We start from the raw sequence: 26,052 nt of genomic DNA, 5'->3' as shown, positions 1-26,052 counted from the left end.
GATGGCAGTGAATTTCCCCGTGTTCCGTAGAAAATTCCCCTTACTGGTGACCGGTGGCCTGCTGGCTATGCAGCCGCTCGCCTCTGTGACCGCGGCACCCGGTGAGCAGTTCGCCTGCCAGCCCTCCGCGTCCGGCGCCTGGGACTGCTCCTCGCAGAGCAGCGCCAGCAGCGTACCGCGCCCGCAGCACGGCGCAAGCTCGGTCAGCGCCGGTGGCGCGGCCGTTGCCAGCGGCTCGAAGTCCTCGAGCGGCTCGAGCAGCGCCGGCGAAGAGCCGAAACAACTGGTCACCGAGTCCGGCGGCCGCGGCCTGAAGTCGCGCAGCAGCGACTACAGCCACCTCGACTGGATCCCCCGCGACAAGCTCACCCCTGCCCAGCAGGCGGAAATGGGCCCGTACTGCAGCGGCGCCTACGTCGAGCCGGTCCGCCCGGGGATGAACGACAAGACGCCGAACGACGAGGCCCCGACCTACGTTTCGGCAAAGGTTTCCCGCTACGAGCAGGAAAAGCAGGTCGCCACCCTCGCGGGTAACGTGGTCCTGCGCCAAGGCAGCATGCAAGTGGAGGCCGACGAGGCCAACCTGCACCAGGCCGAGAACCGTGGCGAACTGGTCGGCAACGTCAAGCTGCGCGACAACGGCGCGCTGATCGTCGGCGATCACGCCGAGCTGCAACTGGACAACGGCGCGGCGAAGATCGACAACGCCGAGTACGTCATGCACCAGGCGCAGATCCGCGGCAGCGCGCTGTACGCCAAGCGCCAGGAAGACGCGATCATCCAGCTCAAGGACGGCACCTACACCCGCTGCGAACCCGGCAGCAACGCCTGGGTCGTCAAGGGCAACAACATCAAGCTGAATCCGGCCACCGGCTTCGGCACCGCGACCAACGCGACCCTGCGGGTGAAGGACATTCCGGTCTTCTACACCCCGTACATCTATTTCCCGATCGACAACCGCCGTCAGTCCGGCTTCCTGGCGCCCTCCTTCGCCAGCTCGACCGACACCGGCTTCACGCTGACCACGCCGTACTACTTCAACCTGGCGCCCAACTACGACGCCACGTTGTACCCGCACTACATGGTCAAGCGCGGCCTGCTGATGGAAGGCGAATTCCGCTACCTGACCCACAGCAGCGAAGGCCAGGTCACAGCAGCCTACCTGAACGACAAGAACGACGACCGCGAAGACTTCCCGCAGTACACCGACACCCGTTGGCTGTACGGCTGGAAGAACGTCAGTGGCCTGGATGAGCGCCTCATGGCGCAAGTTGACTACACGCGTATCAGCGACCCGTACTACTTCCAGGACCTGGACACCTCGCTGGGCATCGGCTCGCCGACCTACGTCAACCAGCAGGGCATCCTGACTTACCGCGGCGACAGCTACACCGCCAAACTGAACGCGCAGTCCTACCAGCTGGCGACCGTGACCGACGTCACCCCTTACGACCGTCTTCCGCAGCTCACCCTGGACGGCAAGCTGCCGTTCAACCCGGGTGGCCTGGACTTCACCTACAGCACCGAAGCCGTGCGCTTCGACCGCGACCTGGATGAAGGCTACTACCGCATCGATGTGAACGATCCGACCCGCTACCCACGCCCGGACAACAACATCCAGGGCCTGGCACGCGCAACCGGCGATCGCTTCCACGTCGAGCCGGGCATCAGCCTGCCGATGAACCGCAGCTGGGGCTTCATGACCCCGACCGTCAAGGCGCTGTACACCAAGTACGACCTGGACCTGGACGGCAAAGGCAAGGCCACGCTGCCGTCATACATCGACTACGACAGCAGCCCGGACCGCTCCCTCGGCCTCGCCAAGCTGGATTCCGGCCTGTACTTCGACCGCGACACCACCTTCGCCGGCACCAAGTTCCGTCAGACCCTGGAACCGCGTGCGATGTACCTGTACGTCCCGTACAAGGACCAGGACAACCTGCCGACCTTCGATACCGGCGAGTTCACCTTCAGCTACGACTCGCTCTGGCGTGAGAACCGCTTCACTGGTCGTGACCGCATTGGCGACGCCAACCAGCTGTCCCTCGGCCTGGGTTCGCGCTTCATCGAGGACGACGGCTTTGAGCGCGCCTACATCGCCGCCGGCCAGATCTACTACTTCAGCGACCGCCGCGTACAGTTGCCGGGCCTGACCGAAGACGATCTGCGTGCCAGCGGCGCGAAGAACCCGGACGCCGATACCTGGCGCTCGCCGTACGCACTCACCGGCATCTACCGCTTCAACCACGACTGGTACGCCAGCTCGGACTTCAACTGGAACCCGAACACGCACCACACCGACAACGGCAACCTGATGTTCCACTATCAGCCCGAAGCCGATCCTCGCAAGGTGCTGAACGCTGGCTACCGCTACCGCGCCGACAGCAAGCGCTTCAACCCCAACACCGGGCAGTTCGAGTACGGCAGCGACGAGTACAAGATCGAACAGCACGACTTCTCGTTCATCTGGCCGGTCCTGCCGCAGTGGGCCGCCATCGGCCGCTGGCAGTTCGACTACAACCAGAGCCGCACACTGGAAGCATTCGGTGGCTTCGAGTACGACAGCTGCTGCTGGAAGCTGCGCCTGATCAATCGCTACTGGGTCGACTACGACGATGAGGAATTCGTGACCTCCACGTCCAAGGCCGACCGCGGTGTATTCCTTCAAATCATCTTGAAAGGCCTTGGCGGCGTGGTTGGCAACCAGGTGGAAGGCTTCCTCGACCAAGGTATCCAGGGTTATCGTCAACGTGAAGACAATGCTATGTAAGGCCCTGCGCCCGCTGATGCTGGGCGCGCTGTTGGCAAGTTCCGTCGTGCACGCCGAAGTGGTTCCGCTGGACCGCGTGGTCGCCATCGTCGATAACGACGTGGTGATGCAGAGCCAGCTGGACCAGCGCCTGCGCGAAGTCCGTGCAACCATCCAGAAGCGTGGTGCGCCGCTGCCGCCCGAGCACGTGCTGACCCAGCAGGTGCTCGAGCGTCTGATCATCGAGAACATCCAGCTGCAGATCGGCGACCGCTCCGGCGTTCGCATCACCGACGAAGAGCTGAACCAGGCCATGGGCACCATTGCCCAGCGCAACAACATGAGCCTGGAGCAGTTCCGCGCCGCCCTCGCCCACGACGGCCTGTCCTATGACGAGGCCCGCGAGCAGGTGCGCCGCGAAATGATCATCAGCCGTGTGCGCCAGCGCCGCGTTGCCGAGCGCATCCAGGTCAGCGAGCAGGAAGTGCAGAACTTCCTGGCTTCGGACCTGGGCAAGATCCAGCTCTCGGAAGAGTATCGCCTGGCCAATATCGTGATCCCGGTTCCGGACAGCGCCTCGCCTGAAACCGTCCAGGCCGCTGCCCGCCAAGCTGCCGAGATGTACCAGCAACTCAAGCAGGGCGCCGACTTCAACCAGATGGCCGTCGCCCGTTCCGCCGGCGACAACGCCCTGGAGGGCGGTGAGATCGGCTGGCGCAAGGCCGCCCAGCTGCCCTCCCCGTTCGACACCATGGTCGGTAGCCTCGCTGTGGGCGACGTCACCGAGCCCCTGCGTGGCCCCGGTGGCTTCATCATCCTCAAGCTGGAAGAGAAGCGCGGTGGCAGCAAGATGCTGCGTGACGAAGTCCACGTCCGCCACATCCTGCTCAAGCCCAGCGAAATTCGCAGCGAAGAAGAGACCCAGCGCCTGGCCGAGAAGCTCTACGAGCGCATCCAGGCTGGCGAAAGCTTCGGCGATCTGGCGAAGAAGTATTCCGAAGACCCGGGCTCCAAGCTCAACGGTGGCGACCTCAACTGGGTCGACCCGGAATCCCTGGTACCGGAATTCCGCGAGGTGATGAACAACGCGCCGCAAGGCCAGGTCACCAAGCCCTTCCGCTCGCCGTTCGGCTGGCACGTGCTGGAAGTCCTTGGCCGTCGCGCCACCGACAGCAGCGACAAGTTCCGCGAACAACAAGCCGCCCAGACCCTCCGCGCACGCAAGTACGACGAGGAGCTGCAGGCCTGGCTGCGCCAGATCCGCGACGAAGCCTACGTCGAGATCAAGCAGTAAGCAGCGCCAGACGCTCCAGAAGAAACCCGGCCTTGGCCGGGTTTCTTTTTGCCCGCCGAAAGCTTCGAAGAACAAGGGCTTCGTCGTAGAGTAGAGCCCTTCGCTGCAAATCCCGATTCGAGAATCCCCGATGAGCACTTCCCACCTTTTCGCCCTCACCCCTGGCGAGCCCGCCGGCATCGGCCCCGACCTCTGCCTGTTGCTTGCCCGAAAAGCGCAGCCGCACCCGCTGGTCGCCGTTGCCAGCCGTGAACTGCTGGAACAGCGCGCCGCTTTGCTGGGGCTGAACATCGACCTGCAGGACGTCCGCCCCGGCCAGTGGCCACGCGCCGCCGCACCGGCCGGCACCCTGTTTGTCTGGGACACCCCGCTGGCAGCCGCCGTCGAGCCGGGCGAGCTGAACCCGGCCAATGCCGCCTATGTGCTGGAAACCCTGACCCGGGCCGGCCAGGGCTGCCTGGACGGGCACTTCGCCGGAATGATCACCGCCCCGGTACACAAGGGCGTGATCAACGAAGCCGGCATCGCCTTCTCCGGCCACACCGAATTCCTCGCCGACCTCACTCATACCGCCCAGGTGGTGATGATGCTCGCCACCCGCGGCCTGCGTGTGGCGCTGGTAACCACCCACCTGCCGTTGCGACAGATCGCCGACGCCATCACAGCCAATCGCCTGGAGCGCGTCACCCGCATCCTGCATGCCGACCTGCGCGACAAGTTCGGCATCGCCAACCCGCGCATCCTGGTCTGCGGCCTGAACCCCCATGCCGGCGAAGGCGGCCACCTGGGCAGCGAGGAAATCGACATCATCGAACCCACCCTGGAGCGCCTACGCACCGAGGGCATGCAACTGATCGGCCCGCTGCCGGCCGATACACTGTTCACCCCCAAGCACCTGGAGCACTGCGACGCCGTGCTGGCGATGTACCATGACCAGGGGCTGCCGGTGCTCAAGTACAAGGGTTTCGGTGCGGCGGTGAACGTGACGCTGGGCCTGCCGATCATCCGCACTTCGGTGGATCACGGCACTGCGCTGGATCTGGCCGGCACGGGTCGGATCGATAGCGGCAGCCTGCAGGTCGCCCTGGAAACGGCCTACCAGATGGCCGAAGCCGGCGCCGGTGCGCGCTGATCCCGGGCACTCCGTTCGGCCAGCGTTTCGTGCTGGCCGCGCCGGGCTGGTAAACTGATGGTTTTTCCGCCTCCAGCCGGCCGCCACCAGCGCCCGGCTGCTCTCCGGAGCCTTCGATGTCCGAACTCTTCCAGCACCGCGCCCGTAAACGCTTTGGGCAGAACTTCCTGCATGACGCCGGGGTGATTCACAAGATCCTGCGCGCCATCGCCGCCAAGGAAGGCCAGCACCTGCTGGAAATCGGCCCGGGCCAGGGCGCCCTGACCGAGGGCCTGGTGGACAGCAACGCGAAGCTCGACGTGATCGAACTCGACCTCGACCTGATTCCCCAGCTGAAATATCGCTTCGGCCTGAAGCCCAACTTCAGCCTGCACCAGGGCGATGCCATGAAGTTCGACTTCTCCAGCCTCGTCGCCGCCCCCGAGGACAAGCTGCGCGTCGTCGGCAACCTGCCCTACAACATCTCCACCCCGCTGATCTTCCACCTCCTGGACCACGCCTCGCTGATCCAGGACATGCACTTCATGCTGCAGAAGGAAGTGGTGGAGCGTCTGGCAGCCGAGCCGGGCAACGGCGACTGGGGCCGCCTGTCGATCATGGTGCAGTACTTCTGCCGCGTGGATTACCTGTTCACCGTCGGCCCCGGCGCGTTCAACCCGCCGCCGAAGGTCGAATCGGCCATTGTGCGCCTGGTGCCCTACGCCGAGCCGCCCCATCCGGCCAAGGACCATCGCGTGCTGGAACGCATCGTCCGCGAAGCCTTCAACCAGCGCCGCAAGACGCTGCGCAACACCCTGCGTACGCTGATGAGCGTCGAGGACATCGAAGCCGCCGGAGTCGATCCGACCCTGCGCCCCGAACAGCTGAGCGTCGCCGACTTCGTGAGCCTGGCCAACCGCTACAGCGACACCCACCCGGAAGCCGAACAAGAGCCGTCCGCATGAGCGATCCGCGCTATCAGGTCAGCGTCAGCGTCACCACCCGCCACCTGCCCGAGCAGTCCCAGCCGGAGCAGCAGCGCTACGTGTTCGCCTACACCGTGACCCTCCACAACCACGGCGAGCTCGCCGCCAAGCTGCTGACGCGTCACTGGATCATCACCGACGGTGACGGCCACGTGCAGGAAGTGCGCGGCGCCGGCGTCGTCGGCGAGAAGCCGCTGATCGAACCGGGCGCCAGCCACACCTACACCAGCGGCACCGTGATGGCGACCAAGGTCGGCAGCATGCACGGCAGCTACCAGATGGTCGCCACCGACGGGCACCACTTCGACGCCGAGATACCGGCATTCCGCCTTGCCGTACCGGGTGCGCTGCACTGATGGCCACCTACGCCGTCGGCGACCTGCAGGGCTGCCTGGAACCGCTCAAGTGCTTGCTCGAGCAGGTAAAGTTCGACCCTGCTCAGGACAAGCTCTGGCTGGTCGGCGACCTGGTCAACCGCGGCCCGGCGTCGCTGGAGACTCTGCGCTTCCTTTATGCCATGCGCGATTCGCTGGTCTGCGTGCTCGGCAACCACGACCTCCACTTGATCGCCGTGGCTTACAACGCCGAGCGCCTGAAGAAGAATGACACCCTGCGCGAGATCGTCGAGGCGCCGGACTGCCCGCAGCTGATCGAATGGCTGCGGCGGATGCCATTGATCCACCACGATTCGCAGCGCGACATCACCCTGGTGCATGCCGGCATTCCGCCGCAATGGACCATCGAGAAGGCGCTGCTGCGCGCCGCCGAGGTCGAGAAGGCCCTGCGCGACGACACCCAGCTGCCGATGTTCCTCGACGGCATGTATGGCAACGAGCCGGCCAAGTGGGACAAGAAGCTCCACGGCATCGGACGCCTGCGGGTGATCACCAACTACTTCACGCGCATGCGCTTCTGCACGCCCGACGGCAAGCTCGACCTGAAATCCAAGGAAGGCCTGGACACCGCGCCGCCCGGCTACGCCCCCTGGTTCAGCTACGCCGAGCGCAAGGCCGCCGGGCGCAAGATCATCTTCGGCCACTGGGCCGCACTGGAAGGCCGGTGTGACGTCCCCGGCCTGTTCGCCCTCGACACCGGCTGTGTGTGGGGCGGCAGCATGACGCTGATGAACGTCGATACCCTCGAGCGCATCCACTGCAGCTGCGCCGATAAACCAGAATGAATGCAGCGGGGCCAAAGGCTCCGCGCCTTGCGAGGTAACCCCATGAGCGACTTCAAGCGCATCGCCCCCGACCAGGCCCAGCAACTGCGCGAAAGCGGCGCCCAGGTCGTCGACATCCGCGACCCGCAAAGCTATGCGTCGGGCCACATCAGCGGCTCCCGACACATCGACAACCACTCGGTGGCCGATTTCATCCGCGAATCCGACATGGACGCACCGCTGGTCGTGGTCTGTTACCACGGCAACTCCAGCCAGAGCGCGGCGGCCTATTTCATCCAGCAGGGTTTCTCCGAGGTCTACAGCCTCGACGGCGGCTTCGAACTGTGGCGCAGCGTCTATCCCGCGCATACCAGCACTGGCGAAGCTGACTGAAAGCCCCTACGAAAGGGGCGGAATAGCCCCTTCAAAAAATCTGTAACTTCTCGCGCTTTCGTCCTTTACACATCAAAGAACGAACTATCCTTTCCCTCAGGCCATCCAAAAAAGGGAGAGCCGGCACACCGGCTTCCGGCTAATCGGCAGTGACCATTGGGGGCGGATCAGGGCAGAGGCCAGGTTCCGTTGGAGTTCTGGGGGATTCTCGCCGGCAGCGCTGGCAGCCCGACCGCACCCGCACAGACCGATCCGGCGCCGGCTCCATGCATCGAGCGAGGAGACGTCATGAGCATTTTCAGTCACTTCCAGGAACGCTTCGAAGCGACCCGCCAAGAGGAATACTCCCTCCAGGAGTACCTGGACATCTGCAAGCAGGACAAGATTGCCTACGCCACCGCCGCCGAGCGGATGCTGATGGCCATCGGCGAGCCTGAACTACTCGACACATCCGTCGATTCCCGCCTGTCGCGAATCTTCTCCAACAAGGTGATCCGCCGCTATCCGGCCTTTGCCGACTTCCATGGCATGGAAGAGTGCATCGACCAGATCGTCTCCTTCTTCCGCCACGCCGCCCAAGGTCTGGAAGAGAAGAAACAGATCCTTTACCTGCTGGGCCCGGTCGGCGGCGGTAAATCCTCCCTTGCCGAAAAGCTCAAGCAACTGATGGAGCACGTGCCCTTTTATGCCATCAAGGGCTCGCCGGTGTTCGAATCGCCCCTGGGGCTGTTCAACCCGGACGAAGACGGCGCAATCCTCGAAGAGGACTACGGCATCCCGCGGCGCTACCTGCGCTCGGTGATGTCGCCCTGGGCGACCAAGCGCCTCAACGAATTCGGCGGCGACATCAGCCAGTTCCGCGTGGTCAAGCTGCATCCCTCGATCCTCAACCAGATCGCCATCGCCAAGACCGAGCCGGGGGACGAGAACAACCAGGACATCTCCGCGCTGGTCGGCAAGGTGGATATCCGCAAGCTGGAAGAATTCCCGCAGAACGACGCCGACGCCTACAGCTACTCGGGCGCGCTGTGCCGGGCCAACCAGGGCCTGATGGAATTCGTCGAGATGTTCAAGGCGCCGATCAAGGTCCTGCACCCCTTGCTCACCGCGACCCAGGAAGGCAACTACAACAGCACCGAAGGCCTCGGTTCGCTGCCCTACAGCGGCATCATCCTCGCCCACTCCAACGAATCGGAGTGGCACAGCTTCCGCAACAACAAGAACAACGAGGCCTTCATCGACCGGATCTACATCGTCAAGGTGCCGTACTGCCTGCGCGTCTCCGACGAGATCAAGATCTATGACAAGTTGCTGATCAACAGCTCCCTGGCACACGCCCATTGCGCGCCGGACACCCTGAAGATGCTCTCGCAGTTCTCCGTGCTGTCGCGCCTGAAGGAGCCGGAGAACTCCAACATCTACTCGAAGATGCGCGTCTACGACGGCGAGAACCTCAAGGACACCGATCCCAAGGCCAAGTCGATCCAGGAGTACCGCGATACCGCAGGCGTCGACGAAGGCATGTCCGGGCTTTCCACCCGCTTCGCCTTCAAGATCCTCTCCAAGGTGTTCAACTTCGACCCGCATGAAGTCGCCGCCAACCCGGTACACCTGCTCTATGTGCTGGAGCAGCAGATCGAGCAGGAGCAGTTCCCGCCGGAGACCCGCGAGCGCTACCTGCGCTTCCTGAAGGAATACCTGGCACCGCGCTACGTCGAGTTCATCGGCAAGGAAATCCAGACCGCGTACCTGGAGTCCTACAGCGAGTACGGCCAGAACATCTTCGACCGCTACGTGCTGTACGCCGACTTCTGGATCCAGGACCAGGAATATCGCGACCCGGAAACCGGCGAAATCCTCAACCGCGCCGCCCTCAACGAGGAACTGGAGAAGATCGAGAAACCGGCCGGCATCAGCAACCCGAAGGATTTCCGCAACGAGATCGTCAACTTCGTGCTGCGCGCCCGCGCCGGCAACAACGGCAAGAATCCCAGCTGGCTGTCGTACGAGAAGCTGCGAGTGGTGATCGAGAAGAAAATGTTCTCCAACACCGAGGACCTGCTGCCGGTCATCAGCTTCAACGCCAAGGCGAGCAAGGAGGATCAGCAGAAGCACAACGACTTCGTCAAACGCATGGTCGAGCGCGGCTACACCGAGAAGCAGGTGCGCCTGTTGTCGGAATGGTATCTGCGGGTTCGCAAGTCGCAGTAGTCTGCCATCGGCGCGGCGGTATTCCGCCGCGCCGGTCGCCGTCGCATTCGGACCTGTCCGTGGCGGCTCCACGCCGCTGCGCAGCAGGCCCTGAGGAGCATTCATGAGCTACGTCATCGACCGGCGTCTGAACGGCAAGAACAAGAGCACGGTGAACCGCCAGCGCTTCCTGCGGCGTTACCGTGAACACATCAAGAAGGCCGTCGAAGAGGCCGTCAGCCGCCGCTCCATCACCGACATGGAACACGGTGAGCAGATCAGTATTCCTGGCCGCGATATCGACGAGCCGGTCCTGCACCATGGCCGTGGCGGCCGCCAGACGGTAATCCACCCCGGCAACAAGGAATTCACCACCGGCGAACATATCCCGCGCCCCCAGGGCGGCGGCGGTGGCCGCGGCGCCGGCAAGGCGAGCAACCAGGGCGACGGGATGGACGATTTCGTCTTCCAGATCACCCAGGAGGAGTTCCTCGACTTCATGTTCGAGGACCTGGAACTGCCCAACCTGGTCAAGCGCCACCTCACCGGCAGCGATACCTTCAAGACCGTGCGCGCCGGCATCAGCAACGAGGGTAACCCCTCGCGCATCAACATCGTCCGCACCCTGCGCTCGGCCCACGCGCGGCGCATCGCCCTGTCCGGCTCCACCCGCGGCAAATTGCGCGCGGCATTGGCGGAACTGGATCGCCTGAAGCGCGAGGAACCGGACAACCTCGGCGATATTCAGGAACTGGAACAGAAGGTCGCCGCCATGCGCGCGCGCATCGACAAGGTACCGTTCCTCGACACCTTCGACCTCAAGTACAACCTGCTGGTGAAGCAGCCCAACCCGACTTCGAAGGCCGTGATGTTCTGCCTGATGGACGTCTCCGGCTCCATGACCCAGGCCACCAAGGACATCGCCAAACGCTTCTTCATCCTTCTGTACCTGTTCCTCAAGCGGAACTACGAGAAGATCGAGGTGGTGTTCATCCGCCACCACACCAGCGCCCGCGAAGTGGACGAGGAAGAATTCTTCTATTCCCGCGAGACCGGCGGGACCATCGTCTCCAGCGCCCTGAAACTGATGCAGGAGGTGATGGTCGAGCGCTATCCCACCAACGAATGGAACATCTATGCCGCCCAGGCGTCGGACGGCGACAACTGGAACGACGACTCGCCGGTCTGCCGCGACATCCTGATGAAGCAGATCATGCCGTTCGTCCAGTACTACACCTACGTCGAGATCACCCCCCGCGAACACCAGGCGCTGTGGTTCGAGTACGACAAGATCCGCGAAACCTTCGAGGACAGTTTTTCCCAGCAGCAGATCGTCTCCGCCTCGGACATCTACCCGGTGTTCCGCGAGCTGTTCCAGAGGAGGCTCGTCGCATGAGCAAGCGTCAGCCCATCGCCACCGGCTCGGAGTGGACCTTCGAGCTGATCCAGCAATACGACCGCGAGATCAGCCGTCTCGCCGAGCGCTACGCGCTGGACACCTACCCCAACCAGATCGAGGTGATCACCGCCGAGCAGATGATGGATGCCTACGCCTCGGTCGGCATGCCCATCGGTTACAACCACTGGTCCTATGGCAAGCACTTCCTCAGCACGGAAAAGAACTACAAGCGCGGCCAGATGGGCCTCGCCTACGAGATCGTGATCAACTCCGATCCGTGCATCGCCTACCTGATGGAAGAAAACACCCAGTGCATGCAGGCGCTGGTGATCGCCCACGCCTGCTACGGGCACAACAGCTTCTTCAAGGGCAACTACCTGTTCCGCACCTGGACTGACGCCACCTCGATCATCGACTACCTGGTGTTCGCCAAGTCCTACATCAACAAGTGCGAGGAGCGCTACGGCATCGATGCGGTGGAGGACCTGCTGGACTCCTGCCACGCCCTCATGAACTACGGCGTGGACCGCTACAAGCGGCCCTACCCGATCTCTGCCGAGGAAGAGAAGCAGCGCCAGAAGGAGCGCGAGGAGCAGATCCAGCGCCAGGTCAACGACCTCTGGCGGACCATCCCCAAGGCAAGCGGCAAGGACAAGGAGCAAGGCCTGGCCCGCTACCCGAGCGAGCCGCAGGAAAACATCCTCTACTTCATCGAGAAGAACGCCCCGCTGCTCGAACCCTGGCAACGCGAGGTGGTACGCATCGTGCGCAAGGTCGCGCAGTACTTCTACCCGCAGCGCCAGACCCAGGTCATGAACGAGGGCTGGGCGACCTTCTGGCACTACACCCTGATCAACGACCTCTATGACGAAGGCCTGGTCAGCGACGGCTTCATGATGGAGTTCCTGCAGTACCACACCAGCGTCGTCTACCAACCCGGCTTCGACAGCCCCTACTACAGCGGCATCAACCCCTATGCGCTGGGTTTCGCCATGTACCGCGATATCCGCCGCATCTGCGAGAACCCCACCGAGGAAGACAAGCGCTGGTTCCCCGACATCGCCGGCAGCGACTGGCTGGCCACCATCAAGTTCGCCATGAAGAGCTTCAAGGACGAGAGCTTCGTCCTGCAGTTCCTCTCGCCCAAGGTGATCCGCGAGTTCAAGCTGTTCAGCATCCTCGACGACGACCAGAAGGACGACATGCTGGTCGACGCCATCCACGACGATGACGGCTACCGCAAGATCCGCGAAACCCTGGCCGCCCAGTACAACCTCGGCAACCGCGAACCGAACGTCCAGATATGGGACGTGGACCGCCGTGGCGACCGCTCGCTGACCCTGCGCCACCAGCAGCACGACCGCAAACCCCTGGGCGAATCCACCGACGACGTGCTCAAGCACCTGCACCGCCTGTGGGGCTTCGACATCCACCTGGAAACCCTTCAGGGCGAGAACATCGTCAATACCTTCCATATGCCCCCAAAGGGTGAACGCGACAGCGAGGAGGGCTACCCGCGTCTCGACCTGATCATCCCACCCATTTGATCGGTTGACCGACGCAGTGGGCGCGACAAGCATGGCGGCAACCCCGCTGGAGACCGCCATGCGACTGTTCGCCATTCTCCTGCTCTGCCTTGCTGTCGCGACCTGCAGCAACCCTGTCCCCCACGCCCAGATCGCGCATCCCGCCGATGCGCGCCTGGCGGGGCTGCGCGATTTCCAGCTGATGCCACCGGAAAACGCCGTCGATGCACTGCCCTACCGCAGCCGTTATCCGTTGATCAACGCCCAGGTGCGCCAGGGCCTGATCGAGCGCGGCTACCGCGAAAGCGCCACACCGCAGTTGCGCGTCTATTACTGGCTGGCACTCCAGGATGCGCCGCTGGAGTTCAAGGTCGACACGCCGCCGCCGAATCCGCTCGGCCCCTACCTCGCCATCCACCGCCTGCGCGATGAAACCGGCACCCTGCGCCTGCGCCTGACCGACGCGCAGGAACAGACGCTCTGGGAAGGCACCGTCAGCACCGGCCTGAGCCCCGCCCACGCCAGCGCGACACTCCTACAAGACGCCATCGGCGCCCTCGTCCAGCAGATTCCTGCCGCCGCGCCGTAATCCCCCGCCGCGATGGCATCCAGCGCGATGCGGACCTATCGCGGACGAAGTCCGCTCCCACGAAAGCCCTGGCCGCGCCTGTAGGAGCGAGCTTGCTCGCGAACCGCCCAAGCACCCTCAGCTTGAAGCGGACGCCCATAACCCCGAAGCTATCCCCAGAACAGGAGACAGCTTCATGCAGATCTACAAAGTGGGCGGCGCCGTGCGCGACCGCCTGCTCGGCATCCCCTTCAGCGACACCGACTGGGTGGTGGTCGGTGCCAGCGCCGACGAGATGCTCGCCCAGGGCTACCGCCCGGTCGGCGCAGACTTCCCGGTATTCCTCCACCCCAAGACCGGCGAGGAATACGCCCTTGCCCGCACCGAACGCAAAAGCGGGCGCGGCTACGGCGGCTTCACCTTCTACGCCAGCCCCGACGTCACACTGGAAGAAGACCTGATCCGCCGCGACCTGACCATCAACGCCATGGCCGAGGACAACGACGGCCAGGTGATCGACCCCTACCACGGCCAGCAAGACCTCGAAGCCCGTCTGCTGCGCCACGTTTCGCCAGCCTTCGCCGAAGACCCGCTACGCGTGCTGCGCGTCGCTCGCTTTGCCGCGCGCTACGCCCCGCTGGGCTTTTCCGTGGCCCCGGAAACCCTGGCGCTGATGCGCGAGCTGTCCGAGTCGGGCGAGCTGCAAGCGCTGACCGCCGAACGCAGCTGGAAGGAAATCTCCCGCGCCCTGATGGAAACCCGCCCCGACGTGTTCATCCAGGTGCTGCGCGACTGTGGCGCCCTGGCCGTGCTGATGCCGGAAGTCGACGCGCTGTTCGGCGTGCCGCAACCGCCGCAGCACCACCCGGAAGTGGATACCGGAGAGCACGTGCTGGCCGTATTGCGTGAGTGTGCGAAATACGAGCAGCCGCTGAGCGTGCGCTGGGCCTGCCTGGTGCACGACGTCGGCAAGGGCAAGACCCGCGAGCAAGAGTGGCCCAGGCATCATGCCCACGAACATCTGGGCCTCCCGCTGATCGATGCGATCAACGCACGCTTCAAGGTCCCGCGGGACTGCCAGGAGCTGGCGCGCCTGGTGGGCGAGTACCACACCCACTGCCACCGCGCGTTGGAATTGCGACCGAACACCCTCCTGGAGCTGCTGCAGTCCTTCGACGTCTACCGCCGGCCGCAACGCTTCGAGGAGTTTCTTGCCGCCAGCGAAATGGACGCCCGTGGCCGGCACGGGCTGGAGGATCGTGCTTATCCTCAGGCCGATTACCTGCGCGGCGCAGCGCAGGCCGCCCGCGAGGTCGCGGTGCAGCCACTGCTGGAAAAGGGATACAAGGGCGCCGAGCTGGGCGAAGCGCTCAAGCGCGAGCGTCTGAATGCCCTGAAGGCCTACAAGGAAGGCAACACCGCCTGAAACAACAGCAGGACTTGTAGGAGCGAGCTTGCTCGCGAACCGCCCAGCGCTGGAGTAGCCGGTAAGCTCCGTTCGCGAGCAAGCTCGCTCCTACAGATAAGCCCTAAGGCGCCGGATGCGCCTCGATCAATGCCGCCGGCGTCAGCTCAACACCGCGCCAGCGGAACCGCACCGGCCAGAGTTTCTGCTCGATCTGAGAATTCGCCCACAGCTCGGCAAACGAACGCTGCACGCCTGGGTGCTGTACCTGCGAAGCCAGCAACGCCAGCGGCCAGAGCACGAAGGCATTCTTCAGCACCTCGGCGCGCGGCAGCGTCAGGCCGTCGAATTCGCCGTGCAGGTCGCCATACAGCAGCACGTCGATGTCCAGCGGCAGGCCCTTGCGCTCTGGTGCATAACGGCCATTGTCCGCCTCGATATGCTTCAGGCGCAGGCTCAGCTCCGCCAGCGGCAGGTCGGTGCGGGCGACAATCACGAAGTTGTAGAAGGGGCCGCTGCGAATGCCCACCGGCTCGCTCTCGAACACCGGCGAACAGCGGATGTCCTCGAGGAAGCCATCCAGCGCCTCCAACCCGGCGAGCAAGTGGCGCTCACGCTCGAAGTTGCTGCCAAGCCCCAGGTAGACCGTGGTCAGCGGCATCCGCGTTCGATCTCCACACCCACGCCGATGGCGGCCGCAACGGCGCCGGGCTTGGTGACTTTCAGGCGCAGCCACTGAATGCCGAACTCCGCCATCAGCAACTCGGCCAGGCGCTCGGCAAAGGTTTCCACCAGCTGAAAGTGCGCATCACGGGCGAACGCCATGACCCGCTCGGAGAGCACGGCGTAGTCCAGGGCCTTGGCGATGTCGTCGTCGGCCGCCGCCGGGCGGTTATCCCAACCCAGCGTCAAGTCCAGGCGCAGGCACTGCCGGATACCCCGCTCCCAGTCGTAGACGCCGATCACGGTGTCCACTTCCAGCCCCTCGATGAAAACTCTGTCCACTGACTGCATGCTCCAAGGCGACACGACAAGCGGCCGGCGCCCCGTTAGAATCGGAAACGACCTCGTCTCCGGTGGAAACCATGTTCTGGTTCTTGGCGATCCTCGCCTACCTGCTCGGATCACTGTCCTTCGCGGTACTCCTCAGTCGCCTGTTCGGCACCGCCGACCCGCGCGCCAGTGGCTCGGGCAACCCCGGCGCTACCAACATGCTGCGCCTGGCCGGCAGGAAGATCGCCATCCTCACCCTGCTCGGCGATCTCGCCAAGGGGCTGTTGCCGGTACTCATCGCCCGGATGATCGGCCTGTCCGACGTGGAACAGGCCTGGGTCGGGCTGGCAGCGGTGATCGGTCACCTCTACCCGCTGTATTTCAACTTCCGTGGCGGCAAGGGCGTCGCCACCGCTGCCGGCATGCTGCTGGCACTGTACCCGCCGGCGGCCCTGCTCGCAGCAGCGGCCTGGCTGGTGACCTTCAAGCTGTCGCGCACCAGCTCGCTGGCTTCCCTGGTGGCCACGCCACTGACCTTGCCGCTATTGGCCTGGCAGGAGCCCTCGGCACTGCTGCCGATGACCGTGCTTACCGGCCTGATCGTCTGGCGTCACCGCAGCAACCTGCGCGACCTGATCGCCGGCCGCGAGCGTCACTTCTAAAGCCGCGAGCTTCCCGGCCCACGTACCGCGCTGCAAGCGAAAAAACGGCCCATGCCGCTCAGAGCATGTGCCGCGTCGTTTGCAGCTTCATTATTCAGATCGCCGGCAGCGACTCCATTGGCCAACGCGCCTGGACGCCGATCGACGGGCCGTCCTGCTGCCCGGCCAGCAGTCGCTGGCAGCCGGCATAGGCAATCATCGCGCCGTTATCGGTACAGAAGCGCGGGCGCGCATAGAACACCTGGCCTTTCATCTCGCCGAGCATCTTTTCCAGGTGCTGGCGCAGCGCCTGGTTGGCACTGACGCCCCCGGCGATTACCAGGCTCTTGAGGTGAGTCTGCTTGAGCGCGCGCTTGCACTTGATGGTCAGGGTCTCGACCACTGCCGTCTGGAACGCCAAGGCGATGTCGCAGCGGGTCTGTTCGCTGTCGTCACCTTCGGCCACGCAGCGCTGCCAGGTATTGAGGGCAAAGGTCTTGAGGCCGCTGAAGCTGAAATCCAGGCCCGGGCGGTCAGTCATCGGCCGTGGGAAGACGAAGCGACCCGCCGTGCCGCTCGCGGCCAGGCGCGCGATCTCCGGTCCGCCGGGATAGGCCAGGCCCAGCAGCTTGGCGGTCTTGTCGAAGGCTTCGCCGGCCGCGTCGTCCACCGACTCGCCGAGCACCTGGTAACGGCCGATGCCATCCACCCGCACCAGCTGGGTGTGGCCGCCGGACACCAACAAGGCGACGAATGGGAACTGCGGCGGCTGCTCTTCGAGCATCGGCGCCAGCAGATGACCTTCCATATGGTGCACGCCGACGGCCGGTATGCCCCAGGCGAACGCCATGGCCTGCGCGCAGGAGGCGCCGACCAGCAACGCGCCCACCAGGCCGGGGCCGGCGGTGTAGGCGATGGCGTCGATGTCCTGGGCGGTGCGGCCAGACTCGGCCAGCACCTGGCGAATCAGCGGCAGCATGCGCTTGACGTGATCACGGGAAGCCAGCTCGGGAACCACGCCGCCGTATACGCGGTGCAGGTCGATCTGGCTGAACAGCGCGTCGGCCAGCAGGCCCTTTTCGCTGTCGTACAGGGCGACGCCGGTCTCGTCGCAGGAGGTTTCCAACCCCAGCACTAGCATGGGTTTGAGCCTTTACTCTGGGCAAAATTGAAGCCGCGCATCATAATCGGCGGCTGGGCTTCGGACCAGTGCTTTTCGATCGGAGGCTTTGCATTCCTCCTTCCGAACGTTTAATATCCGCAACCCTTGAAAACCGCCGACTCCGAACAACCGTCAGGAGCGCGATAAATCCTCCGGTAATCATTGAAGGTACGACCTGGATGCCCGCCGTCAAAGTTAAAGAGAACGAACCCTTCGACGTAGCTCTGCGTCGTTTCAAGCGCTCCTGCGAAAAAGCAGGCGTACTGGCCGAAGTCCGTAGCCGCGAATTCTACGAAAAGCCGACCGCCGAGCGTAAGCGCAAGGCCGCTGCCGCTGTTAAGCGTCACGCCAAGAAAGTGCAGCGCGAACAGCGCCGCCGCGAGCGCCTGTACTGAGTTACAGCGCCTCGTCGCACGCTTTCCGCATCGCCCGGCCCACTCGCCGGGCGAGTGCCTGACTCAAGGCACGACAACTCCGATTCGCGCTCGCGAACTTCGGAGTTTTTGCTTTTTCAAGCCCCATGCTTAGTCTCAAGCCCCGCTCGCGGCCTCATCGCCCCGCGCTATGCTTGGGTCCACCCTGCGTCCCGATGAGTCTATGGCCGGCCTGATTCCACAATCCTTCATCGATGACCTGCTCAACCGCACCGATATTCTCGATGTGGTGAGTTCGCGCATCCAGTTGAAGAAGACCGGCAAGAACTACAGCGCCTGCTGCCCGTTCCACAAGGAGAAGACCCCCTCCTTCACCGTCAGTCCGGACAAGCAGTTCTACTACTGCTTCGGCTGCGGCGCTGGCGGCAACGCGCTCGGCTTCGTCATGGACCACGACCAGCTGGACTTCGTCCAGGCGGTCGAAGACCTGGCCAAGCGCGCCGGCATGGATGTGCCCCGCGAGGAAGGCCGCCGGGGCAACAAGCCGCGCCAACCGGTCGACTCGCCGCTCTACCCGCTGCTCGCCGGTGCCGCCGAGTTCTACCGCCAGGCGCTGAGAAGCCACCCGGCGCGCAAGGCGGCGGTGGAATACCTCAAGGGCCGCGGCCTGACCGGCGAGATCGCCCGTGACTTCGGTCTGGGCTTCGCCCCGCCGGGCTGGGACAACCTGCTGAAGAACCTGGGCGGCGACAACCTGCAGCTCAAGGCCATGCTCGACGCCGGCCTGCTGGTGGAGAACCCCGACAGCGGCAAGCGCTACGACCGCTTCCGCGACCGAGTGATCTTCCCCATCCGCGACAGCCGCGGGCGGGTGATCGCCTTCGGCGGCCGGGTACTGGGCGACGACAAGCCGAAATACCTGAACTCGCCGGAAACCCCGGTCTTCCATAAAGGGCAGGAGCTCTACGGCCTGTACGAGGCAAGGAAGAACAACCGGGATCTCGACGAGATCATGGTGGTCGAAGGCTACATGGACGTCATCGCACTGGCCCAGCAGGGTATCCGCAATGCGGTCGCGACCCTGGGCACGGCCACCAGCGAAGAACACATCAAGCGGTTGTTCCGCATCGTGCCGAACATCCTCTTCTGCTTTGACGGCGACCAGGCCGGCCGCAACGCCGCCTGGCGCGCGCTCGAATCGGCCCTGAGCAACCTGCAGGATGGGCGCAAGGTGCGCTTCCTGTTCCTGCCCGAGGGCGAAGACCCGGACAGCCTGGTACGCGCCGAAGGCCCGGACGCGTTCCGCGCCCGCCTCGCCCACCAGGCCCAGCCGCTGGCGGACTATTTCTTCCAGCAGTTGACCCAGGAAGCCGATCCCAGCACGCTCGAAGGCAAGGCGCACCTGGCGACCCTGGCCGGGCCGCTGCTGGAGAAAATCCCCGGCAACACCCTGCGCCTGCTGATGCGCCAGCGCCTGGGCGAGATCACCGGCCTGTCCGCTGACGCACTCAGCCAGATCAGCGCGCCACGCTCCGGCCTCGCCGGCCAGGCTAAGCCGAGCCATAACCCCGCTCCGGCGCAGGCGCACGGCTCGGACCACGCCCACGAATACGCCGACTACGACATGAGCCAGTTCGCCGGCCAATTCGCGGAGCATGGCGACAGTCACTACCAGGATGCTTCGAATTACTTTGAAGCGCCGCAGGAATTTTCCGCCGGCAATGGCGGTGCCAAACAGGGCAAGAAGCCCTGGAAGGGCGATCGCAAATGGGACGGCAAAGGCAGGAAAGGCGACTTCACGCCACGCCAGCCACGCACCGAGATCAGCGTCGAATCGCCGACCCTGACCGCGCTGCGCACCCTGCTGCACCATCCTCAACTGGCGCAGAGCGTCGAGGATGCGAGCCACTTCGCCAACGAAGGACAAACCTATTCGCAACTGCTCGCCGCACTGGTCGAAGCGTTGCAGAAGAATCCGAAACAGAGCTCGATGCACCTCATCGCGCGCTGGCACGGAACCCCCCAAGGGCGCCTGCTGCAGGTGCTGGCGGGGAAAGAATGGCTGATCGACGACGGCAATCTTGAAAAGCAGTTCGTCGACACCATTACTACACTTGCACACAACCAGCTGCTCAGCAGCCGCGAAGCCCGCCTGCACAGCGTGCTGCGAAAGAATCCCAGTGAACTGACCGACGAAGAGAAAGCGTTACTGCGGGAGCACTACAGCACCCCCTCTTCAACAGGCAGCCAGAGCTGAACTGGCGTCTGAAGCCTCGAATCTGGTATAATCCTCGGCTTATTTCAGCCCGCCAAGACCTTCAGTGGATAGGGTGTTATGTCCGGAAAAGCGCAACAGCAATCTCGTCTCAAAGAGTTGATCACCCGTGGTCGTGAGCAGGGTTACCTGACTTACGCGGAGGTCAACGACCACCTGCCGGAGGATATCTCTGATCCGGAACAGGTAGAAGACATCATCCGCATGATCAACGACATGGGGATCAACGTATTCGAGACAGCCCCGGATGCGGATGCCCTGCTGCTGGCGGAAACCGATACCGATGAAGCTGCCGCCGAAGAAGCTGCTGCCGCCCTCGCTGCGGTAGAGAGCGACGTTGGCCGCACGACCGACCCGGTGCGCATGTACATGCGTGAAATGGGTACCGTGGAACTGCTGACCCGCGAAGGCGAGATCGAAATCGCCAAACGCATCGAGGAAGGCATCCGCGAGGTCATGAGCGCCATCGCCCAGTTCCCGGGTGCGGTGGACGGAATTCTCGAAGAGTACAACCGCATCGTCGCCGAAGGCGGCCGCCTGTCGGACGTCCTCAGTGGCTACATCGACCCGGATGACGGCACCCTGCCGGCCGAGGAAGTCGAGCCGGTCGGCCTGAAAGACGACGCCGAAGCCAAGGACAAGGATAAGGACGAAGAGGACGAAGAGTCCGACGGCGACAGCGAGGAAGAAGAAGGCGACGGTGGTCCGGATCCGGAAGAAGCCGCCCGTCGTTTCGGCGCCGTCTCCGAGCAACTGGAGAAAGCCAAGAAGGCCCTGAAAAAGCATGGCCGTGGCAGCAAGCAGGCAACCGAAGAGCTGGTCGCCCTGGCCGAGCTGTTCATGCCGATCAAGCTCGTGCCCAAGCAGTTCGACGTGCTGGTCGCCAAGGTCCGCGATGCGCTGGACAGCGTGCGTCGCCAGGAACGCGCCATCATGCAGCTGTGCGTGCGTGATGCCCGCATGCCGCGTGCCGACTTCCTGCGCCAGTTCCCCGGCCACGAAACCGACACCGCCTGGGTCGACTCCGTACTCAAGGGCAAGCCCAAGTACGCCGAGGCGATCGAGCGCCTGCGTGACGACATCCTGCGCAACCAGCAGAAGCTGGTCGACCTGGAAACCAGTTCGCAGCTGACCGTTGCCGAGATCAAGGACGTCAACCGCGCCATGTCCATCGGCGAGGCGAAAGCCCGTCGTGCGAAGAAGGAGATGGTGGAGGCGAACCTGCGTCTGGTGATCTCCATCGCCAAGAAGTACACCAACCGCGGCCTGCAATTCCTCGACCTGATCCAGGAAGGCAACATCGGCCTGATGAAGGCCGTGGACAAGTTCGAATACCGTCGCGGCTACAAGTTCTCGACCTACGCCACCTGGTGGATTCGCCAGGCGATCACCCGCTCGATCGCCGACCAGGCCCGCACCATCCGTATCCCGGTGCACATGATCGAGACCATCAACAAGCTCAACCGTATCTCCCGCCAGATGCTGCAGGAGATGGGTCGCGAACCGACCCCGGAAGAGCTGGGCGAACGCATGGACATGCCGGAAGACAAGATCCGCAAGGTCCTGAAGATCGCCAAGGAACCGATCTCCATGGAAACGCCGATCGGTGACGACGAAGACTCGCACCTGGGCGACTTCATCGAGGACTCCACCATGCAGTCGCCGATCGAAGTGGCGACCAGCGAGAGCCTCAAGGAAGCCACCCGCGAAGTCCTCGCCGGCCTCACCGCTCGCGAAGCCAAGGTCCTGCGCATGCGCTTCGGCATCGACATGAATACCGACCATACCCTCGAGGAAGTGGGTAAGCAGTTCGATGTAACCCGCGAGCGGATCCGCCAGATCGAAGCCAAGGCGCTGCGCAAGCTGCGCCACCCGTCGCGAAGCGAGCATCTGCGCTCCTTCCTCGACGAGTGACGAAAAACCCCCGGCCAGAACCGGGGGTTTTTCTTTGGGCCTTCCACTGGGCAAAGTGCCACGTCTACACTTCGGCGTAGTCTTTCCCAGGAGTGAGGCCCTTCATGCCGCGTCTGCAGGCAGTTCTACTGTGGTGCCTTGCATTCTGGGCAGGTCAGGCGTTCGCCCTGAGCCTCACGCCCGAGGAACAGCGCTGGCTGCAGGAGCACCCCAGCCTGCGCCTGGGCATCGACACCTCCTGGCCGCCCTTTGAATTCCGCGATGCCGACGGTAGCTACCAGGGGCTCGCCGCCAGCTATGTGCAGCTCATCAGCGAGCAGCTCAAGGTGCAGCTGCAGCCGGTCGAGCCGACCAGTTGGAGCGAAGTGCTGCAGCAGGCACGCGACAACCGCATCGACCTGTTGCCGGGAGTCATGGCCACCCCCAGGCGCCTCGACTACCTGACTTTCACCCGCCCCTACCTCGACTTCCCGATCATCATTCTTGCCCGCAAGGACGGCCCCGCCCCCGGTAGTCTCAAGGAGCTGTACGGACTCAAGGTCGGTGTCGTGGCCAACTACGCGGCCCATGAACTGCTGGTTGCCAAGCACCCCGACCTGAACCTGCAACCCCTGCCCAGCGTCGCCGCCGGGCTGCAGGCGCTGGCCACCGGGCAAGTGGATGCGTTCGTCGGGGATCTCGCCTCCGCGGTCTGGAATCTGCGTCAACTCAGACTCGACGGTGTGCAAATCAGCGGCGAAACACCCTATCGCTACCAACTGGCAATGGCCGTGCCGAAGGGCCAGGCGATCCTCGCCGGCCTCATCGACAAAGTCCTGGCCGACCTGACGACCGAGCAGATCGATACCCTCCAGGCACCCTGGGTCGGCGGCCTGGTGGATAGCCGCAGTATCTGGCCCGCCGTGCTGCGGGTGGTCGTCCCCATCGTCCTGCTCACCGCCCTCACGCTGCTGGTGCTGTTCACCATGAACCGCCGACTGCGTGGCGAAATGCAGCGCCGCGAGAAGCTCGAACAGGCCCTGCGCGACAGCGAACAACATTACCGCGGCCTGGTCGAAAGCCTGACCGCCATTGCCTGGGAAATGCGCCTGGCGGAAAACCGCTTCACCTACGTCTCCCCCCATGCCCAGCGCCTGCTTGGCTATCCGATCAAGGACTGGCTCGAGCCAGGCTTCTGGCAACGCACGCTGCACCCCGAAGACGCCGAACACGCGATCAATTTCTGCCTCAGCGAAAGCCAGGCCGGGCGCAACCACAGCTTCGACTACCGAATGCTCGCGGCCGACGGGCGCATGGTGTGGATTCGCGACATCGTCACGCTGATCCGCCACGGCGACGACCTGATCCTGCGTGGCCTGATGATTGACATCACCGATGCCAAGTCCACCGAGCAGGCCCTGCGCCTGTCCGAGCAGAAATTCGCCTCGGTGTTCCACCACTGCCCGGACATCATCGTCCTTGCCCGCCGCGTCGACGGGCAACTGCTGGCGGTGAACAGCACCTTCGAGCAGCAGATCGGCATTCCCGCCAGCGAGGCGCTGGGCAAGACTTCCACCGAACTGGGCATCTGGGGCGAACCGGGCATGGGCCCGGCGATGCTGGCGCGCCTGCAGGGCGAACCGCTGAACAACGTCGAGATCCCGCTCAACCGCCGCGATGGCACGCGCTTTACTGCGCTGCTCTCGGCCCAGCACATCGTCCTCGACGACACCCCGGCGCTGGTCGTGGTAGTGCGCAATATCTCCCAGGTCAAGGAAACCCAGGAGCAACTGCGCGTCTCCGAGGAGAAATTCGCCAAGGCCTTCCACGCCTCCCCGGACGGCATGCTCATCTCGCGTATCAGCGATGGCCGGTTGGTGGAGGTGAACCGGGGTTTCAGCCGAATCACCGGCTACAGCCGCGAAGAAGCCGCCGAGCGCTCCACCCTGGACCTGCGCCTGTGGGCCAACCCGGCCGACCGCACCAGGCTACTGGGCATCCTCGCCAATGAACCCAGCGCACCGGAGTTCACCGCCCAGATTCGCACCCGTGACGGCAGCCTGCGCCTGTGCGAGCTCTCCGCCCACCGCATCACCATCGGCAACGACGATTGCATGCTGACCGTCGCCCGCGACATCACCGAGCGCCAGCAGATGCAGGAAAAACTCCAGCTGGCCGCGACCGTATTCGAAAGCACCGCCGAAGGTGTAATGATCACCGACGCTCGTCAGCGGATAGTTGCCGTCAACCGCGCCTTCAGCGAGATCACCGGCTACAGCGAACAGGAAGCCCTCGGCAGCTCGCCGCGCCTGCTCGCTTCCGGCCAGCACGACAGCAGCTTCTACGTCGCCCTCTGGCACCAGTTGAACGCAGAAGGCCACTGGCAAGGCGAAATCTGGAACCGCCGGAAGAACCAGGAGCTGTATCCGGAGTGGCTGACCGTCAGCGCCGTGCGCAACGCCGATGGCGAACTGTCGCACTATGTCGGCGTCTTCGCCGACATTTCCACCCTCAAGTACGCCCAGGCGCGTCTCGACTACCAGGCCCATCATGACCCGCTCACCGGCCTGCCCAATCGCCTGCTGTTCGAGAGCCGCCTCACCGCCTCGCTCAAGGAAGCCCAGGAAGACCATCAACAGGGCGCCGTGCTGTTCCTTGACCTCGACCGCTTCAAGCACATCAACGACAGCCTCGGCCACCCGGTGGGCGACCTGCTGCTGAAATCCATCGCCACCCGCCTGCGCGAGCAGCTTCGCGACGTCGACACCGTGGCCCGCCAGGGCGGCGACGAGTTCATCATCCTGCTGCCCGGCCTGCACCACGCGCTGGACGCCGAGCATGTCGCCAACAAGCTGCTGCTCTGCTTCGGCAAGCCGTTCATCGCCGGCGAACAGGAATTCTTCGTCAGCGCCAGCATCGGCATCTGCCTCTATCCCGGCGATGGCAGCGACGTCGCCACCCTGGTGAAGAACGCCGACGCAGCCATGTACCGGGCCAAGGCCCAGGGCCGCAACCGCGTCGAGTTCTACACCCGCGAGCTGACCTTCCAGGCCACCGAGCGCATGGCCCTGGAGCACGAACTGCGCCGCGCCCTGGAGAGCGACCAGCTGCAGCTCTACTACCAACCCAAGCTCTCCCTCGCCAGTGGGCAACTTGTAGGAGCAGAGGCGCTGATCCGCTGGAAGCATCCTCAGTTCGGTGCGATTTCTCCGGACCGCTTCATCCCCCTGGCCGAGGAAAACGGCCTGATCCTCCCGCTGGGCGACTGGGTGCTGCGCGAAGCCTGTCGACAGATGAGCCACTGGCAGGACAGCCACGCCGCCTTCGGCCCGCTGTCGGTCAACCTCGCCGGTGCGCAGCTGCGCCAGACCAACCTGGTCGAACGCATCCGCGAACTGCTCGCCCACTACAACCTGCAGTCCTCGCGGCTGCAGTTGGAAATCACCGAAAGCTTCCTCATGCACCAGACCGAGGAAGCCCTGTCGATCCTGCACAGCCTCAAGCACCTCGGTGTGCAACTGGCCATCGACGACTTCGGCACCGGCTACTCCTCGCTCAGCTACCTCAAGCAGCTGCCCCTGGACACCCTGAAGATCGACCAGTCCTTCGTCCACGGCCTGCCAGACGATCCACACGACGCCGCCATCGCCCGCGCCATCATCGCCCTGGGCCGCAGCATGAACCTCACGGTGATCGCCGAAGGCGTGGAACACGAAGCCCAGGAGCGCTTCCTCGAAGCCGAAGGCTGCGACCAGATCCAGGGCTACGCCCTCAGCGCACCGCTGCCGGCCGACGCCTTTGCCAACCGCTTCCTGGTCCCGCTGCACCCGGTTGGCGCAAGCCAGAACGCCCCGGTATAATCCGCCCGCCTTCTGGGGGCCTATAGCTCAGTTGGTTAGAGCAGAGGACTCATAATCCTTTGGTCCACGGTTCA

20 protein-coding genes are annotated in these 26,052 nt (G+C 64.1%); 17 read left to right on the top strand and 3 right to left on the bottom strand.

Annotated elements, in window-relative coordinates; genetic code table 11:
- Position 1 precedes the first annotated feature (1 nt).
- The 12 genes from C167_RS0105715 (at position 2) to C167_RS0105660 (ending at position 14,801) form a co-directional block, all read left to right on the top strand.
- On the top strand, positions 2 to 2,770 hold the full coding sequence (locus tag C167_RS0105715; protein WP_026078828.1) for an LPS-assembly protein LptD: 2,769 nt from the start codon (positions 2 to 4) through the stop codon (positions 2,768 to 2,770).
- A complete protein-coding gene (locus C167_RS0105710) occupies positions 2,751 to 4,043 on the top strand; it encodes a peptidylprolyl isomerase (protein ID WP_026078827.1) in 1,293 nt (430 codons plus the stop codon). The genes C167_RS0105715 and C167_RS0105710 overlap by 20 nt, the downstream gene beginning before the upstream one ends.
- Before the next feature lie 130 nt (positions 4,044 to 4,173).
- A complete protein-coding gene (gene pdxA, locus C167_RS0105705; protein ID WP_017517298.1) occupies positions 4,174 to 5,175 on the top strand; it encodes a 4-hydroxythreonine-4-phosphate dehydrogenase PdxA in 1,002 nt (333 codons plus the stop codon).
- A 116-nt stretch (positions 5,176 to 5,291) separates the two neighbouring features.
- On the top strand, positions 5,292 to 6,119 hold the full coding sequence (rsmA, locus tag C167_RS0105700) for a 16S rRNA (adenine(1518)-N(6)/adenine(1519)-N(6))-dimethyltransferase RsmA (protein ID WP_017517297.1): 828 nt from the start codon (positions 5,292 to 5,294) through the stop codon (positions 6,117 to 6,119).
- Positions 6,116 to 6,496, top strand: coding sequence for a Co2+/Mg2+ efflux protein ApaG (gene apaG / locus C167_RS0105695; RefSeq protein WP_017517296.1), 381 nt, complete (start codon positions 6,116 to 6,118; stop codon positions 6,494 to 6,496). Before rsmA ends, apaG begins: the two co-directional genes overlap by 4 nt.
- On the top strand, positions 6,496 to 7,320 hold the full coding sequence (locus C167_RS0105690; RefSeq protein ID WP_017517295.1) for a symmetrical bis(5'-nucleosyl)-tetraphosphatase: 825 nt from the start codon (positions 6,496 to 6,498) through the stop codon (positions 7,318 to 7,320). The genes apaG and C167_RS0105690 overlap by 1 nt, the downstream gene beginning before the upstream one ends.
- 42 nt (positions 7,321 to 7,362) lie before the next feature.
- Positions 7,363 to 7,692, top strand: coding sequence for a thiosulfate sulfurtransferase GlpE (gene glpE / locus C167_RS0105685; RefSeq protein WP_017517294.1), 330 nt, complete (start codon positions 7,363 to 7,365; stop codon positions 7,690 to 7,692).
- Between the two features lie 288 nt (positions 7,693 to 7,980).
- Positions 7,981 to 9,903: a PrkA family serine protein kinase gene (locus tag C167_RS0105680; RefSeq protein WP_017517293.1), complete on the top strand. Its 1,923-nt coding sequence runs from the start codon at positions 7,981 to 7,983 to the stop codon at positions 9,901 to 9,903.
- Between the two features lie 103 nt (positions 9,904 to 10,006).
- Positions 10,007 to 11,278 carry a YeaH/YhbH family protein gene (locus C167_RS0105675; protein WP_017517292.1) on the top strand — a complete coding sequence of 424 codons (1,272 nt, stop codon included), beginning with the start codon at positions 10,007 to 10,009 and terminating at the stop codon, positions 11,276 to 11,278.
- A complete protein-coding gene (locus C167_RS0105670; RefSeq protein ID WP_017517291.1) occupies positions 11,275 to 12,828 on the top strand; it encodes a SpoVR family protein in 1,554 nt (517 codons plus the stop codon). The genes C167_RS0105675 and C167_RS0105670 overlap by 4 nt, the downstream gene beginning before the upstream one ends.
- A 58-nt stretch (positions 12,829 to 12,886) precedes the next feature.
- Positions 12,887 to 13,396: a DUF4136 domain-containing protein gene (locus tag C167_RS0105665; protein ID WP_017517290.1), complete on the top strand. Its 510-nt coding sequence runs from the start codon at positions 12,887 to 12,889 to the stop codon at positions 13,394 to 13,396.
- A gap of 175 nt (positions 13,397 to 13,571) precedes the next feature.
- Positions 13,572 to 14,801, top strand: a complete 1,230-nt coding sequence (locus C167_RS0105660; protein WP_017517289.1) for a multifunctional CCA addition/repair protein — start codon at positions 13,572 to 13,574, stop codon at positions 14,799 to 14,801.
- Positions 14,802 to 14,904: 103 nt separating this feature from the next.
- Here the strand turns inward: C167_RS0105660 and folK are convergent, their stop codons facing one another.
- Together folK and folB are read right to left on the bottom strand one after the other, a co-directional pair.
- Positions 14,905 to 15,441 (bottom strand): 2-amino-4-hydroxy-6-hydroxymethyldihydropteridine diphosphokinase, encoded by a 537-nt coding sequence (gene folK / locus C167_RS0105655; protein WP_017517288.1) that lies wholly within the window; start codon positions 15,439 to 15,441, stop codon positions 14,905 to 14,907.
- Positions 15,432 to 15,785 (bottom strand): dihydroneopterin aldolase, encoded by a 354-nt coding sequence (gene folB, locus C167_RS0105650; RefSeq protein ID WP_015475255.1) that lies wholly within the window; start codon positions 15,783 to 15,785, stop codon positions 15,432 to 15,434. Before folB ends, folK begins: the two co-directional genes overlap by 10 nt.
- A gap of 80 nt (positions 15,786 to 15,865) precedes the next feature.
- Between folB and plsY the strand changes: the two genes are divergently transcribed.
- Positions 15,866 to 16,435, top strand: a complete 570-nt coding sequence (plsY, locus tag C167_RS0105645; protein ID WP_017517286.1) for a glycerol-3-phosphate 1-O-acyltransferase PlsY — start codon at positions 15,866 to 15,868, stop codon at positions 16,433 to 16,435.
- Positions 16,436 to 16,529: 94 nt separating this feature from the next.
- On the opposite strand, the gene tsaD is transcribed toward plsY, so the two are convergent.
- Positions 16,530 to 17,555, bottom strand: a complete 1,026-nt coding sequence (tsaD, locus tag C167_RS0105640) for a tRNA (adenosine(37)-N6)-threonylcarbamoyltransferase complex transferase subunit TsaD (protein WP_017517285.1) — start codon at positions 17,553 to 17,555, stop codon at positions 16,530 to 16,532.
- A gap of 200 nt (positions 17,556 to 17,755) precedes the next feature.
- Between tsaD and rpsU the strand changes: the two genes are divergently transcribed.
- From rpsU to C167_RS0105620, 4 genes are all read left to right on the top strand, one after another.
- Entirely contained in the window at positions 17,756 to 17,971 is a 216-nt protein-coding gene (gene rpsU, locus C167_RS0105635; RefSeq protein WP_003085057.1) for a 30S ribosomal protein S21, read from the top strand.
- A 202-nt stretch (positions 17,972 to 18,173) separates the two neighbouring features.
- Positions 18,174 to 20,207, top strand: a complete 2,034-nt coding sequence (gene dnaG / locus C167_RS0105630; RefSeq protein ID WP_017517284.1) for a DNA primase — start codon at positions 18,174 to 18,176, stop codon at positions 20,205 to 20,207.
- Between the two features lie 78 nt (positions 20,208 to 20,285).
- On the top strand, positions 20,286 to 22,139 hold the full coding sequence (gene rpoD / locus C167_RS0105625) for an RNA polymerase sigma factor RpoD (RefSeq protein WP_026078826.1): 1,854 nt from the start codon (positions 20,286 to 20,288) through the stop codon (positions 22,137 to 22,139).
- A 104-nt stretch (positions 22,140 to 22,243) separates the two neighbouring features.
- Positions 22,244 to 25,978 carry a bifunctional diguanylate cyclase/phosphodiesterase gene (locus C167_RS0105620; protein WP_017517282.1) on the top strand — a complete coding sequence of 1,245 codons (3,735 nt, stop codon included), beginning with the start codon at positions 22,244 to 22,246 and terminating at the stop codon, positions 25,976 to 25,978.
- The last annotated feature ends 74 nt before the right edge of the window (positions 25,979 to 26,052 follow it).

Origin of the sequence: Pseudomonas nitroreducens TX1 (assembly GCF_000313755.1) — a bacterium.
Taxonomy (GTDB): Bacteria; Pseudomonadota; Gammaproteobacteria; order Pseudomonadales; family Pseudomonadaceae; genus Pseudomonas; species Pseudomonas nitroreducens_A.
This window is presented reverse-complemented; position numbering and strand designations above follow the sequence as displayed.